The organism is Vreelandella sp. EE27 (assembly GCF_968206495.1).
Genome location: NZ_OZ309109.1, coordinates 802511 through 816396 on the forward strand (window position 1 = coordinate 802511; position 13886 = coordinate 816396).

The window sequence follows — 13886 nt, forward strand, 5'->3', positions numbered from 1 at the left end:
GCGTTTTTATGAAAATTCGCAGCCTTCTTTTAGTGCTCACCGAACACCGTAATCAACTAATGTCTAACATAAAAGAAAATCGTTTATAATCAAATTTATAAGCCAAATTAGCCGGCGTTTTCGGATTTTTGTATTGTTTTTTCCAATGCCCCCGATAGGATGCCAAAAAGAACATGGTATTTTCGGAATTGAAAATACCGCCGCTTCCAGTTGCACCGCGCGGGCAGGGCGGGTGAAGCAATAAACCCAAAAGAAGTAATAAACCCAAAAGTTGGACAACGATGTTTGCAACCATTTTTCTACACGAAATCGCCGGCACGGCTATCCTGACGCTTCTGGGCTGCGGGGTCGTGGCCAATGTGCTGCTCAAGGACACCAATGGCAGCGGAAGCGATAGCATCGTTATCTTTTTCGGTTGGGGGCTGGCGGTGTTTTGCGCGGTGTACGTGGCCTTCGATACCGGGGCGCATATCAACCCGGCGGTCACGATCGGTTTATTGATGAGCCCGGCCAGCGAGTACGCGCCAGGCATTCCCGTGAACGCGATGACCACCCTGGCCTACCTGATCTCGGAAGTGATCGGCGCCTTTTTGGGCGCGCTCGTGTGCTATTTGGCTTACAAAAAGCATTATGATGCCACCGAACAGGCCCCGGCTATTTTGGCGACGTTCTCCACGGGCCCGGCGATCCCCGCGTTGGGGTGGAACCTGGTCACCGAGATTATCGGTACCTTCGTGCTGATCTTTGTCATTATCATGTTCGGTAACACGCCGTCCGGACTTGGGCCGCTTGCCGTGGCGCTGCTGGTGGTTTCGATTGGTGCCTCGCTTGGAGGCCCCACCGGCTACGCGATCAACCCGGCACGGGATCTGGGCCCGCGCATCGCCCACGCGCTGCTTCCCATCAAACACAAGCAGGGCAGCAATTGGGCCTACGCCTGGGTCCCGGTCCTGGGGCCATTGATCGGCGCCTCGCTTGCCGGGCTGGCCGCTCACGTTTACTAATTCGTTTACACTTTACCGTTACTTTCTTACTTAAACGCCAACGCTTGAGAGGCATTTCATGAGCCAGAAAAAATACGTTCTCGCGATCGATCAAGGCACCACCAGCTCTCGGGCAATGCTATTTGATCATGAAGGCCGCGTTGCCAGCATGGCCCAGCACGAGTTCGAGCAAATCTTTACCAAACCCGGCTGGGTCGAGCACTGCCCGCGGGAGATCATGACCAGCGTGCTCACCACGCTGACCGAGGTGATCAACCAAAGCGGCGTGGACGTCACCGAAATCGCGTCCATCGGTATCACCAACCAGCGCGAAACCACCGTGGTGTGGGACAAAAATACCGGCCAGCCGGTGCACAACGCCATCGTTTGGCAGTCGCGCCACTCCGCCGAAATCTGCGACGAGCTTCGCGAGGCCGGCCACGCCGACATGATTCGCGAGAAAACGGGCCTGGTGATCGACGCCTATTTCTCTGCCACCAAGCTCAAGTGGATTTTCGATAACGTAACGGGCGTCAAGGAGAAAGCCGAGAAGGGCGAGCTGCTCTTCGGCACGATCGACTCCTGGCTTGTGTGGAATTTGACCGGCGGCAAGGTGCATGTCACCGACGTCAGCAACGCCTCGCGCACCATGCTGTTCAATATTCGCGATCGCCAGTGGGACCCGGAGCTTCTGGAGCTCTTCGGCGTGCCGGCCTCGATGATGCCGGAAGTAAAATCCTCCAGCGAAGTGTACGGTCAGATTCAACCGAAGTACCTGGTGGGCCAGGAGATCCCCATTGCCGGTATCGCCGGCGACCAGAACGCGGCGCTGTTCGGTCAGGCCTGTTTCGAGCCGGGTATGGCCAAGAACACCTACGGCACCGGTTGCTTTACGCTGATGAACACCGGCACCACCGCCACCCCCTCCAAGAACGGCCTTTTGACTACCGTCGCCTGGGAAGTGGATGGCACTTTGGAGTACGCCCTGGAAGGCAGTGTGTTCGTGGCGGGCTCGGTCATTCAGTGGCTGCGCGATGGTATGCGCATGCTGGGCAAGGCCTCGGATTCGGAAGCCTACGCCACCCGCGCCAAGGATAACGACGGCGTTTATATGGTGCCTGCGTTTACCGGCCTGGGGGCACCGTACTGGAACTCCAACGTGCGCGGCGCCATGTTCGGGCTCTCTCGGGGTACTCAAAAAGAGCACTTCATCCGCGCAGCGGTCGAGTCGCTGGCCTATCAAAGCACCGACGTACTCAAAGCCATGCAGGCCGACGCCGGGCTCGACCTGAGCGAGCTGCGCGCCGACGGCGGGGCGATCGGTAACGACTTTCTCGCCCAGTTCCAGGCCGACATGCTGGGCGTGGACGTACTGCGCTGCGAGGTGAACGAAACCACTGCGCTGGGCGCTGCGTACCTGGCCGGTTTAGCCGTTGGGTTCTGGGCGTCTCGCGAAGAGATCTCCGAGCAGTGGGCCATCGAGCGCCGCTTTACCCCGGAAATGAAGGCGGAAAAACGCGATGCGCTCTACGCCGGCTGGAAACAGGCGGTCAACGCCACCATGGCGTTTCACGTCGAGTCCTGAATCGCGGGTTTAAACACGATTTGACCCAAAAAGCCTCTGGTTCGCCCAGAGGCTTTTTTCATATTCGTATCTCAAACGGCGAAGGTAGTGTAAGCGGATGTTCGGCGTAGTATTCTGAAAAACGCCCGATAGCCTAAAGAGACGACGCATGACAAGAGCCGAGCTTTATCGTCAGTTGGCACCGGAGGCGCGCCCGCAGTTAGGGCTTTCCGGCGTTAACCGGGTGATCTGCCTACTCATTCTACTCGCTTCGCTTACGGCCATTTTGGAAACCGAGTCGACGTTACGCGACCCGGCGTCGCCGCTTTTTACCGCGCTGGAGGCGCTGTTTGTCGCGCTATTCACCGTCGAGTATCTGGTGCGGCTTTACGCGGTAGGCGAAAATCCGCGCTATCGCGGCGTGAGGGGGCGGCTTCGCTATATCTTTTCGTTTTGGGCGCTGCTCGATCTTGTGGCTATTTTGCCTTTTTTCATCGGCTTCATGCATCACGACAACGCGTTTTTGCTGCGCCTTCTACGGCTGGTGCGCATGCTACGCTTGGCGCGTTTGGGACGCTTTAGTCAGGCCTGGTCGTCGCTTGCCGAGGCGTTGAAAACGCGTGCCTACGAGCTGTGGCTAAGTGCAGGCGTCGCCGGGCTTTTGCTGCTGTTCTCTTCGTGCTGCCTCTATGTGGTAGAGGCCGATGTGCAGCCAGAGGCTTTTGGGAGCGTTCCTCGGGCGCTTTGGTGGAGCATCGCGACCTTGACCACGGTCGGCTATGGTGACGTAACGCCGGTCACCGCACTGGGCAAATCCTTCGCCGGGCTCACGGCGGTGGCGGGTATCGGGCTTATCGCCATGCCCACGGGCATTCTAGCCGCAGCGTTTAGCGAAGCGTTCAGGAAAAAATAAGCGCTATTTCCCTTTGGCGGGAAGACATCACACTCCACTCAGGTGCGCTTCAAGCGCTGACGCAGCCTGGGCAGCGCCCGGGCAATGGGCGGCAGGCGGGTGGCCAGCAGTAGCGCACCGATAGCGGCGTACACGGCCCATTCCTGCATGTCGGCGCGCACCACCCAGAAAAAGTGCAGTAGCATCAAACCCAGAATCGGATAGGCGAGTTTGTGCAGCGTTTTCCAGCGCTTGCCAAGTTTGCGCATGGCGGCGCGATTAGACGTAGCCCCCAGCAGCGCAAGCCCGATGAGCGCCAGCATCCCCACGATGATGTAGGGGCGTTTGACGATCTCGGCCCCCAAAAGCGCCCAGTTGAGCCCGAGTATGAAAAGCGCATAGCAGCAAAGGTGCAGGGTGGCGTAGGCCAATGTCCAAAGGCCCAGCTGGCGGCGAATCAGCGCAAAGCCTTTCCAGCGGGTGAGTTTGGAAAGCGGCGTCAGGCTAAGTGTTAAAAGCATTAGCCAAAGCCCGCCGATCCCGATATTGAGCAGCAGGTAGCGCCCGGGCTCTGGGCCGGCCGCGTTTTGATACACCTGCCAGCCCCAATAAACGAGCGGCGCCAACGCGGCTAAAAACACCGCCCCGCGCCATAGCCGCCATTTGCCTTGTCCCGCCATGAAGCGCGCCCCGCCCTTAATAGTTGGTCCTTAAATCCATGCCGGCGTAGAGCTCAGCGACCTCGTCTTCGTAACCGTTGAACATGCGCGTATCGATGTTGTTCGGGCTGAACAGGCTGTTGGGCAGACGCCGTTCGGTTGCCTGACTCCAGCGCGGGTGGTCGACCTGGGGGTTCACGTTGGCGTAGAAGCCGTACTCGTTGGGGGCCAACAACTGCCAGGAGTTGACCGGCTGCTCTTCGACCAGCGAAATTCGCACGATCGACTTGATGCTCTTGAAGCCGTATTTCCAGGGCACCACCAGGCGCAGCGGCGCGCCGTTCTGGTTGGGCAGCTCGCGGCCGTACATGCCGAGTGCGAGCATCGCCAGCGGGTGCATGGCTTCGTCCAGGCGTAGCCCTTCCACGTAGGGCCAGTCGATCAGCGCAAAGGAGGAGCGCTGCCCGGGCATTTGCTCCGGGTCGACCAGCGTCTCGAAGCGCACGTATTGGGCCTTGCTGGTGGGGTCGGCCCGGCGGATCACATCGGCAAGCGGAATGCCCAGCCAGGGAATGACCATCGACCACGCCTCGACGCAGCGCAGCCGGTAGATGCGCTCTTCGAACCGGGAGGGGCTGGCGATATCTTCCAGCGTAAAGCGCCCGCCGTTGTTGACCTCGCCGTCGACCACTACGCTCCAGGGTTCGGTTTGAAGGCTCCCCGCGCGCTTGGCCGGGTCGCTCTTGCCGGTGCCGAACTCGTAAAAGTTGTTGTAGCCGCTGGCGTCGTCAAAGGGGGCCAGCGCGTCCTTGTCCGGATCCTGGGGCGTGACGGCGCGCCACTCGGTCTGGGCGATTTTTTGATCGAGCCAAGCCGGTGCCTCTCCGCTTGGCACATCGGCGTAGTCTTCGCTTGCCTTAACGTTCCCCGAAAGCGCAAGACCCGCGCCCAGGCCCACCACGCCGCCTAAAAAGCGGCGTCGGTTTAGGTAGACGGATTCGGGTGTGACGTCGGATTCGTGCAGGTCACCGGGTTTGGCGATTTTGATCAGCATCGGTATCTCCCTGACGCTAGCCTTTAGGGCGTCGTACCCCAGGGCGCGTTCTGTTCAGTTTTTATGCTTCTAGCCGGGTTGTCTAACCCTTTTAGTCAACGGTGCTTCGATAGGCGGCCAGGCGAAAAGTTCGTTGATAACGCCCGGTGCCAGCGGCCTAACCCGCCGCCGCGGCGCTGGCGCTTGGGCGATGGCCGGGCTGGCTCGCCATGGTGTCGGCCAGGCGGTCGAGGGACAGCGCCAGGCGTTCGACCAGCCCGGTTAAAAGCTCGCGGTGGGCGCCACTTTCTTCGTCGTGGTTGCTCAATGCCTTATCGAGCTGCTGGCCCGCCTCGAGGATGCCTTGCGGCGCGTGGCCCCGGGCGCTCTGTTCGAACCCCTGGGCGAGGGCGCGCAGCAGCGTTTGGTGCGCGTGTTGAATGGCCAAATGAGGCGTGTTGTCGAAACGGTGGCGCAGGCGCAGGGTGGCCGTGCCGATATCGAGCCCGGTAAGCCCCAGGATGAAAAGGTGGCGCTGCTCCTGGGCGAGCATGTCGTCGTGCTGGGCCAGCTGTAAAAGTCGGTCGGCCATATGGCCGCTAAAGCGGGTTTCGCTTTGGGTGATCGAGCGCCGCTGCAGGCCGTGGATATCGCGGGAGATCGCGCGGATCAGGCGCCGCCGGCGAAGCCGCGTGCCAAGCCCCGGCAGCAGGCGAAAGGCGGTGACCACCGTGGTCAGCCCGATGATGGCCGCCACCGCGCGGTTGGCAAAGCTATCGAAGGAAAAATCCATATCGTTGCCCGGCATGGTGAGCAGGATATTGAAGATGGTGAACGCCAGACAGTAGCCCATGGTGGCCGGGTTGGTCGCCCCCAGCAGCCCTAAAAACAGCGGTGTGCCGAAGACCACGGCCATCAGCGGGAAGTCGTGCACCTGGGCGAGCAGCACGTGGCCAAAAATGAACGCGCTGGGAATGGCGGCGAGCATGCCCTTATAGAACATAACGGTGACCGTCACCGGGTTGTCTCGGGTGGCGAAAAACGCCGAGAAGAGCGTGCCCAGCATCATGGCGACCATGGCGCTGTCCCAGGCCGTGACGATCCAGAACGTGGCGAGCCCGGCGAACACAAGCCCGGAGCGCACCCCATTGATGGCGGCGGCCACGCGGTCACGGTGCCAGGCAAGCGGGCCCGCCTTCAACGTATAGGCGCCGGGTGCGGCGATCGCCTCGCGGGCGTCCAGCATGATCATCGCATGGCCCAGTACTTCGCGTAGGCCCAGGCGCAGGCGACGGTCCAGCGGGCTGAGTGGATGGGCCTGCGTTTCATCGTTTTCGTGTACCCGGGCACGCAGCCCTTGCAGGTGCTTGCGGGCGTTGGCCACCCCATTGACGTCCTCGGCGTCGCGAAACCCTTGGGCGAGCTCGCGGGCAATGGCCACGCTCGTGGGGTCGAGCCGTTGGGTGTGTTCGAAAAGCAGCTGATGCAAAGCGTAAAGGCTTGCCAAAAAGCGCAGCGTACGCCGCGTGAGCACGTGGGAGGCGCGAATGCGCCCGGGGCCTTCCGGGCCTTCGAAACGCGCTGCCTGGCTGTCGGTTTCGAGCATGGTCAGCGCCCCCAGGCTCTCGCGCATCGCTTTGAGCATGGCGTCGCGGTCGTCGCTTGCCTCCAGGCGCAGGGCCGCGTGAGAGAACGCGCTGTTGATGACCGTATCCGCCTGCTGCGCCAGGTGGCCGCCCACCCGCGAGGGCCAAAGAAGCGAGCTGACCAGCGTCGCGCAGATGGCGCCCAGGCCAAGCTCGGTGAGCCGGGCCATCGCCACGTTGAAAATACCCGCCGGGGTACTGCCGCCGGCGATCACCACGATCAGCATGGCGGTCACGGCGGCCATCAGGCAGCCGTAGGTGTAGTTGTTGCGCCAAAGCGAGCCGACGTAGGTGCACAGCGCAATCCAAAGCGTCAGCGAAATGAGCGCGGGCACCCGGGCCTGGGCAAAAAACGCCATGATCACGATACCCGCCACCACGCCGATAAAGGTGCCGCCCAGCTGGCAGATGCCTTTCTCGATCACCATGCCGCTCATCGGGCGCACCTGTAAGAAGGCGGCGGAAATCAGCGCCCAGTAGGGGCGCTCGAGATCCAAAGCCAGGGCGATATAGAGCGCCAGCATCATCGCAAGGGTCGCCTTGATGGCGAACTTGACCGCCGACATCTCGGGCATCAGGTAGGTTTTGACAAGCGGCGGCATGGGGCTACTCGTTATCCTGGCGGATACGCACGGTAGCGGTCATGCCCACGCTCAAAAGCGTTTCGTCGGGAACGTCCTCCAGGGCAATACGTACCGGAATGCGCTGGGCAAGGCGCACCCAGTTGAACGTGGGGGCGACCTGGGGGAGAAGCTGGGCATTGAGCGTGGTGTTGGAATCGGCGATGCCGCGGCCGATACCCGCGACCCGGCCCTGGATACGGGTATCGCCCTGCATCAGCGTGACCACCGCCGGGTCGCCAACGCGGATCGTACTCATCTTGGTCTCTTCGAAGTAGCCCACCACGTAGTAGGAATTTTCGCGAATCAGCGCCATGATCGGCGTACCGCGATTGACGAAATTGCCCGCGCTGAACTGAACGTTGAGCACGTGGCCGCTGGCCGGCGCGGTGACGTTGGCGCGCTCGAGATCCAGCTCGGCGCTGGCCAGTGCCGCCTGAGCTTGTTCCAAATCCGCCGCCGCGACCTGGGAGTTGATCTGGGCGATCTGCTGATTCTCCTCGCTGATCGCCCGGCTGTTACCCAGCTGGTTACGCCGGTTGGCCTCGGCACGGTTGAGTTCGAGGGTGGCCTGGCGGTGGGCGACTTCGGCCCGGGCCTGGTCTAGCGCTGCCTGGTAGCGCGCCTGGTCGATTTGAAAGAGGGGGTCATCCTGGCTTACGTAGTCGGTGTCGGTCACGCTGAGCGAGCGCACCCAGCCGGAGACGTCCGGCGAGATGGTGATCACGTCGGCGTGAACCCGGCCATCGCGGGTCCAGGGCGTGTAAAGATAGTAGCGCCAAAGCCAGGTGCCGGCGGCAATGGCCAGCGCCACCATGACAAGCGTAAGCAGTATGCGAAGCGAAGAGCGCATCAGGCAGTCTCGAGTAAAACGGTGAATATGAACGCGATAAGCGCCGTGATAATAACGAACAGCGATACGTCGAACCACGCTTCGAACCAAAGCGCGCGGGTGGAGAGCGTAACGTGCAAAAGCGTCCGTAAAAGTAGCGTCAGGATAAAACCCAGCAGCGCATACACAAGCAGTGGGCTAATATAAATCCCGCCAAGGGCGAATTCTTGAAGACCCATAGTGTCCTTTTTAGTATCGACCTGTTTTAGGGGGCAGCCAGGGCGCGCCTGGTGTTGGTATGACCCGCTTTAAACGATGCAGTGTAGCGGTTAACTCATGTTGTCGCGCTAACCTGCTGGTACGTTAAGCTCTGCGCCGCCTCGAACCCGGCGCGCGCTCATGCAAGGATAGCAGGCGGCCCGCCGCCGTTCGTCACCGTTTTAAACGCTGCCGCTAGTGGCTGCATTCTCGCTCGACCAACGTTATCAATGGACAACTGCATGAAACGACGTATCTCTTGGCCGCTCTGGGTGTTGGGGCTGTTGGCCTTTTTATTGATTGGCTCGAGTGCGGCACAAGCCCAACAGGAGAATAGCGAAGAGGGGCTTTGGTTTAGCGCAGAAGAGCTTAACTCAGGCCTTGGCGAGCTGCCCGAGGACGTATCCCGCGTTACCCCGCGCGAGGCGATCAGAAGTTTTTTAAAGCTCACCGACGACGAAGACTACGCGGCGGCGGCGCACATTCTCAATCTTTCGAATATCGACCCCGGTGAGCAGCAAGAACGCGGCGCAGAGCTTGCCATGCAGCTTTCCCAGGTATTGAAGCGCGGCGACTGGCTGACCGCTTCCAACCTGCCTGCCCGCCAGGATGCGGTGATCGAAAGCACCACCGGCGAGAACCCGCTGGCGGGCGAGCCGCGCCGGGATATCGAGCTCACCGCCCTGGAGACCGGCGGCGAGATCTACGATATCCGCATGGGCCGCTATCATGTCGAGGACCAGGAGCCCGCCTGGCTGGTCATGCCGGAAAGCGTTGCCTCTATTTCGATACTTTACGACGCCTACGGCCCTTCCTGGCTCGAAGAGCAACTGCCCGAGCGCTTAAAGGTTTCTCTGGGCCCGTTGATGCTCTGGGAATGGATCGCCATTCCGCTCTTTTTGGTACTGATCGGCTCGCTTGGGTGGGGGTTATATAAGCTCGTCGAGCTGACGTCAAAGCTAATGCCCTCGGGCGGCGTCACCATTTTCTTCCTGCGCATCAAACTACCGATCGCGCTGTTGGCCATGGCCTTCATTATCCAGGTGCTGCTGGACTACGTGGTGTCGTTTTCGGCCATGGCAACGACCAGTTTCCGGGTGCTGCTGGTGTTGGTCATCGCCTGGGGGCTTGGCTCCATCGCGCTGCGCCTGGTGGATACGATCCTTTTGAGCATGGCCAAACGGTTGATCGGCGAAATAGACGATACCAAGTCCCGGGACGAGCGGCGTTTTCTGACCTCGCTTTACGCCCTGCGCCGGGCGATCATTTTGTTGACCGTGGTCGGGACGTCCATTTATGTGATCAGCCAGATCCAGCTCTTCGAAACCCTGGGGCTGTCGATTCTCGCCTCTGCCAGTGTACTTGCCGTGCTGGTGGGTATCGCTGGCCAAGCGGTCCTGGGCAATATTCTCTCCTCGTTTCAGCTGTCGCTGGCCAAGCCCATTCGCATCGGCGACCTGATCATGTTCGAAGGGCAGTGGAGCTACGTCGAAGGCATCTTCTACACCCACATTCGCCTACGGGTGTGGGACGAGCGGCGCCTGGTCGTGCCGGTCACCTACTTCGTTTCCAAGCCGTTCGAGAACCTGTCGGTGAAAAGCTCCAAGCTCTACCGCTACTTCGAATTGACGCTACATATCAGCGCCAATATCGACACCCTGCGCAAGAAATTCATGACGTACGCGGAGCAAGAAGAGAATATCGTCGAACATCACCGCCTCATGTGCGCGGTGACGGCCCAGAACGGCCCGCAGCAAACACTGACGTGCTATTTCGTGACCTCCGAGCCGTTGGCCGGCTGGTACGCGGAGGTGAACCTTCGTGAAAAAATGCTGACCTTCATGCGCGATGAACATCCCGAATGGTGGCCCCGGGATATCATGGTGCTCAGTCACGAAGACATCGCAAAAGGCGAAGGTGCCAAAATGCAGAAAACCATCATGGCTACCTCCAGCCCCAAAGAGAGTAGTAGCGATTAAAGGCCGCCTGGCCGTGCTAAAAAGCCCCGCCAGTGAGCGGGGCTTTTCAATATACGCGCCTTTTAAAGCGTGTATCGTGTTGTATGGCATGAGTAAACTGAACACGAGGGCATGGGGTTTTTTGGCTTCAATGACGCTTGCGATAACGCGTTGACCCTACATTAAATGGAAAAGCGCATGAAGAAGATGATCGTGTGGCCCGTATGGGTCGTCGGGCTGCTCGCCTTTTTATTGGCCGGCCCAGGCTTTGCGCAAAGTGAGTATCAAGGCAGTCATGACAGGCTTTGGTTTACCCAGGACGCACTGAATGCTGGCCTTGGGGAGGTTCCTGAAGACGTGGTGCGTGTCACCCCGCGTGAAGCAATACGCAGTTTTATGGAACTCACCAACGAAGGCCGTTATCAGGCGGCGGCGCATATTCTCAACCTCTCTGCTATAGACCCTGATGCGCAGCCCGATCAGGGGGAAGAGCTCGCAAGGCAGCTCGCTGAGGTGCTAAAGCGCGGTGACTTGATCGCCGCCTCCAGTCTGTCGGCTCGCCAGGATGCGGTGATCGAAAGCACCGCCGAGGAAGACCCGATGGCGGGCCAGCCGCGTCGGAACATCAAGCTCACTGCCCTTGAGGTCGGCGGGGAAACCTACGACATACGCATGGGGCGTTACTACGTTGAAGGTCAGGACCCCGTGTGGCTGATCATGCCTGAAAGCATTACTTCCATTGCTTTGCTGTTCGACGAGTATGGGCCTTCATGGCTGGAATCGCACCTGCCCGAGCGTTTCCAGACCCCTATGGGTCCCTTGATGGTCTGGGAGTGGATCGCCATTCCCATTTTTTTGATGCTGATCATCTCACTGGGGTGGAGCGTGCACGCTTTGATCGGGCAACTGCCGCGTTACCTGTCCGCCGGTAGCGTGAGCATTTTTGTTGGCCAGATCCAGGGCCCGGTCACGCTGATTGCGTTGGCGCTGGTCACTCAAACGTTGTTGAACTACGTCGTTTCGTTTTCGGCCATTGCGACCGCTACGTTTCGCATACTGCTGATCATCGTGATGGCCTGGGGAATGGGCACGATCGCACTGCGCCTGGTGGATACCCTCATGTTGCGCATGGCGCGCAAACTGGTGGGCGAGATCGACAACACCAAACCCCGTGACGATCGCCGGCTGTTGACCACGCTTTACGCGATTCGTCGCATCATCATTTTGCTCACCGTCACCGTGGTGGTCGTCTACGTACTCAGCCAGATTCAGCTGTTCGAGACCCTGGGGCTGTCGATTCTGGCCTCGGCCAGCGTACTAGCGGTGCTGGTGGGTATTGCAGGCCAAGCGGTGCTGGGCAACATTCTTTCCTCACTGCAGCTTTCTTTGGCCAAGCCTATTCGTATCGGCGATTTGGTCATGTTCGAAGGCCACTGGTGTTACGTGGAGGGTATTTACTTTACCTACATTCGGCTGCGGATATGGAACGAGCGGCGTCTGATCGTGCCGGTCACCTATTTTATCTCAAAGCCGTTCGAGAACTTATCGGTCAAGAACGCCAAAAACTATCGCTCGGTCGATATGAGTCTGCATATCAACGCGGATGTCGAAGTGTTGAGACAGCAGTTTTATACGTTCGCCAAAGACAACGATAAGGTCATCGAGCACCACAATCTCTATTTCTATATGACCGCGCAGCAGGGCTCACAGCAAACCGTCACCGGTTACTTTGTGGCCGTCGACCCGTTCTCCGGCTGGAAGGCGGAAAACGAGCTGCGCGAGAAAATGGTGATTTACCTGCGCGATCACTACCCCGAGTGGTGGCCTCGTGAAATCGTGGTGCTAAGCCACGAAGACATCGCGCGAGGAGAAGGTACCAAAATGCATAAAACCGTTACGGCTACCTCCACCCCTAAACAGCAAAACGATTAACAGTAAATCGATTAAGACCCATGAAAACGCAAGGGGCGCTAATGATATAGCGCCCCTTGCGTTAGTGGTGGGGGGTTGTTTAGGAGAAAACGCGGAAACGCTCGCTATCGTCCATGAACTCTTTCTCACCGAAGGGCGCTTCGTGAGAGCCAAACGGCATCTGCGCGCGAAGCTTCCAGGTGGTGGGCAGGTCCCACTCCTTGGCGACCGCATCGTCGATGATCGGGTTGTAGTGTTGCAGGCTCGCACCGATGTTGGCTTCAGACAGCGCCGTCCAGACCGCGAACTGGGCGATACCGGTGGAGTGCTCCGACCAGACCGGGAAGTTGTCGGCGTAAAGCGGAAACTTCTCCTGCAGGTTCTTGATTACGTCCTGCTCTTCGAAAAACAGCACCGTACCGGCGCCCGCGGCAAAGCGGTTGACCTTCTCCTCGGTCGGCGCAAAGGACTCCGGCGGCACCATTTCGCGCAGGGTATCCATGACGATGTCCCAGAACCGGTCGTGCTGCTCATTGAACAGAATCACCGCCCGCGAGCTTTGCGAGTTGAACGACGACGGCGCCAACTTCACCGCTTGCTGGATCAACGCGGCCGTCTCCTCTTGGCCGAGCGGAATATCCTTACCAATAACGTACTGGCTACGGCGGTTTTCAAAAACGCTAATAGCAGAGTTGGCCATTCAACCTCTCCTTGTATTGCCGATGATCGATGGGCGGCGCCCAAATTAGAATACATTAATCTAGCTCAGTGCTGCTGGGCAATCCATGGGGAAAATCCGGCGATAAGGACGAATAAAAGTATAAGGTAGACTCTTGCAGGCCGATGAGGTCGGGTTTGAAACATCATTTGGGCAAACGCGAAATTACCCCCTCGACGGGCAGCAAATGTTTTTCCAATAGGGTCGCGACTTCGCTTGCATCGCGACGAGACAGCGCATCGATGATTTGCTGATGTTGATCGGTCACAACGCTTAACCGATCCGGGCGTATCGACAGGGCCGTATAGGCAACACGCATTTTCCTTTCTTGTATGGATCGATACACGTCCGATATGACGGGGTTGCCAATAGCATCTACCATGGTGCCGTGAAAGCCGCTATCGTTGATGATATGTTCGTAAAAATCGATATTGTCGATGTCCACCATCATGGCTTCATGATATGAATACATGGCATCCGGAATGTCGATATTTTCCTTGCATATCCTTATGGCCGCGTGAATTTCTATGAGTCGCCGAGTCTCATAGATATCGATGATTTCCTGTCCGGTAATTTGGCGAACGCGGGCTCCCTTGCGTGGTATCAAGTCTATAAAGCGTTCTGCCTCCAAACGAGAGAAAGCTTCACGCACCGGTGTTCTCGATACGCCTAACTCATCGGTGACTTCTTCTTCCTCTATGAACTCTCCACCCAAGATATCGCTTTTAATGATCTTGTTCCGGATGTGAAAGTAAACCTTCTCTTTTATAGAGGAGGTGCTTTGTTTGGCTTTTTTTCTATCCATTTAAAAA

Annotated in this window: 12 protein-coding genes; 5 read left to right on the plus strand and 7 right to left on the minus strand. The window is 58.8% G+C overall.

The features are described 5' to 3' along the window. Window positions 1-281 precede the first annotated feature (281 nt). From ACWHVV_RS03850 to ACWHVV_RS03860, 3 genes are all read left to right on the plus strand, one after another. Window positions 282-1004: an MIP/aquaporin family protein gene (locus tag ACWHVV_RS03850; protein WP_447928161.1), complete on the plus strand. Its 723-nt coding sequence runs from the start codon at window positions 282-284 to the stop codon at window positions 1002-1004. Between the two features lie 58 nt (window positions 1005-1062). Beyond that, window positions 1063-2568, plus strand: coding sequence for a glycerol kinase GlpK (gene glpK, locus ACWHVV_RS03855; RefSeq protein WP_447928162.1), 1506 nt, complete (start codon window positions 1063-1065; stop codon window positions 2566-2568). A gap of 148 nt (window positions 2569-2716) precedes the next feature. Then, window positions 2717-3460 carry an ion transporter gene (locus tag ACWHVV_RS03860; RefSeq protein ID WP_447928163.1) on the plus strand — a complete coding sequence of 248 codons (744 nt, stop codon included), beginning with the start codon at window positions 2717-2719 and terminating at the stop codon, window positions 3458-3460. Window positions 3461-3498: 38 nt separating this feature from the next. On the opposite strand, the gene msrQ is transcribed toward ACWHVV_RS03860, so the two are convergent. From msrQ to ACWHVV_RS03885, 5 genes are all read right to left on the minus strand, one after another. After that, window positions 3499-4119, minus strand: a complete 621-nt coding sequence (gene msrQ / locus ACWHVV_RS03865; protein WP_447928164.1) for a protein-methionine-sulfoxide reductase heme-binding subunit MsrQ — start codon at window positions 4117-4119, stop codon at window positions 3499-3501. A gap of 16 nt (window positions 4120-4135) precedes the next feature. After that, window positions 4136-5152 carry a protein-methionine-sulfoxide reductase catalytic subunit MsrP gene (gene msrP / locus ACWHVV_RS03870; RefSeq protein ID WP_447928165.1) on the minus strand — a complete coding sequence of 339 codons (1017 nt, stop codon included), beginning with the start codon at window positions 5150-5152 and terminating at the stop codon, window positions 4136-4138. Between the two features lie 157 nt (window positions 5153-5309). Then, complete coding sequence (locus ACWHVV_RS03875; protein ID WP_447928166.1) at window positions 5310-7379, minus strand: FUSC family protein; 2070 nt, start codon at window positions 7377-7379, stop codon at window positions 5310-5312. A gap of 4 nt (window positions 7380-7383) precedes the next feature. Further along, on the minus strand, window positions 7384-8250 hold the full coding sequence (locus ACWHVV_RS03880; RefSeq protein ID WP_447928167.1) for an efflux RND transporter periplasmic adaptor subunit: 867 nt from the start codon (window positions 8248-8250) through the stop codon (window positions 7384-7386). Beyond that, window positions 8250-8468, minus strand: coding sequence for a DUF1656 domain-containing protein (locus ACWHVV_RS03885; protein WP_447928168.1), 219 nt, complete (start codon window positions 8466-8468; stop codon window positions 8250-8252). Before ACWHVV_RS03885 ends, ACWHVV_RS03880 begins: the two co-directional genes overlap by 1 nt. A 261-nt stretch (window positions 8469-8729) precedes the next feature. On the opposite strand from ACWHVV_RS03885, the gene ACWHVV_RS03890 reads away from it, so the two are divergent. Further along, a complete protein-coding gene (locus tag ACWHVV_RS03890) occupies window positions 8730-10466 on the plus strand; it encodes a mechanosensitive ion channel family protein (RefSeq protein WP_447928169.1) in 1737 nt (578 codons plus the stop codon). A 177-nt stretch (window positions 10467-10643) separates the two neighbouring features. Continuing rightward, window positions 10644-12377, plus strand: a complete 1734-nt coding sequence (locus tag ACWHVV_RS03895; protein ID WP_447928170.1) for a mechanosensitive ion channel family protein — start codon at window positions 10644-10646, stop codon at window positions 12375-12377. Between the two features lie 79 nt (window positions 12378-12456). Here the strand turns inward: ACWHVV_RS03895 and ACWHVV_RS03900 are convergent, their stop codons facing one another. Next, the gene (locus ACWHVV_RS03900; protein ID WP_447928171.1) at window positions 12457-13056 is read right to left on the minus strand and encodes a nitroreductase family protein; all 600 of its coding nucleotides are present in this window, start codon (window positions 13054-13056) and stop codon (window positions 12457-12459) included. A gap of 163 nt (window positions 13057-13219) precedes the next feature. After that, entirely contained in the window at window positions 13220-13879 is a 660-nt protein-coding gene (locus tag ACWHVV_RS03905) for a GntR family transcriptional regulator (RefSeq protein WP_447928172.1), read from the minus strand. Window positions 13880-13886: the final 7 nt, after the last annotated feature.

Bases quoted from the DNA above. Each gene is read 5' to 3' on its own strand.
- ACWHVV_RS03880 (WP_447928167.1), bottom strand. From the start codon at position 8,250: ATGCGCTCTTCGCTTCGCATACTGCTTACGCTTGTCATGGTGGCGCTG.
- ACWHVV_RS03905 (WP_447928172.1), bottom strand. From the start codon at position 13,879: ATGGATAGAAAAAAAGCCAAACAAAGCACCTCCTCTATAAAAGAGAAG.
- ACWHVV_RS03885 (WP_447928168.1), bottom strand. From the start codon at position 8,468: ATGGGTCTTCAAGAATTCGCCCTTGGCGGGATTTATATTAGCCCACTG.
- msrQ (WP_447928164.1), bottom strand. From the start codon at position 4,119: ATGGCGGGACAAGGCAAATGGCGGCTATGGCGCGGGGCGGTGTTTTTA.
- ACWHVV_RS03895 (WP_447928170.1), top strand. From the start codon at position 10,644: ATGAAGAAGATGATCGTGTGGCCCGTATGGGTCGTCGGGCTGCTCGCC.
- ACWHVV_RS03875 (WP_447928166.1), bottom strand. From the start codon at position 7,379: ATGCCGCCGCTTGTCAAAACCTACCTGATGCCCGAGATGTCGGCGGTC.
- ACWHVV_RS03850 (WP_447928161.1), top strand. From the start codon at position 282: ATGTTTGCAACCATTTTTCTACACGAAATCGCCGGCACGGCTATCCTG.
- msrP (WP_447928165.1), bottom strand. From the start codon at position 5,152: ATGCTGATCAAAATCGCCAAACCCGGTGACCTGCACGAATCCGACGTC.
- ACWHVV_RS03860 (WP_447928163.1), top strand. From the start codon at position 2,717: ATGACAAGAGCCGAGCTTTATCGTCAGTTGGCACCGGAGGCGCGCCCG.
- glpK (WP_447928162.1), top strand. From the start codon at position 1,063: ATGAGCCAGAAAAAATACGTTCTCGCGATCGATCAAGGCACCACCAGC.
- ACWHVV_RS03900 (WP_447928171.1), bottom strand. From the start codon at position 13,056: ATGGCCAACTCTGCTATTAGCGTTTTTGAAAACCGCCGTAGCCAGTAC.
- ACWHVV_RS03890 (WP_447928169.1), top strand. From the start codon at position 8,730: ATGAAACGACGTATCTCTTGGCCGCTCTGGGTGTTGGGGCTGTTGGCC.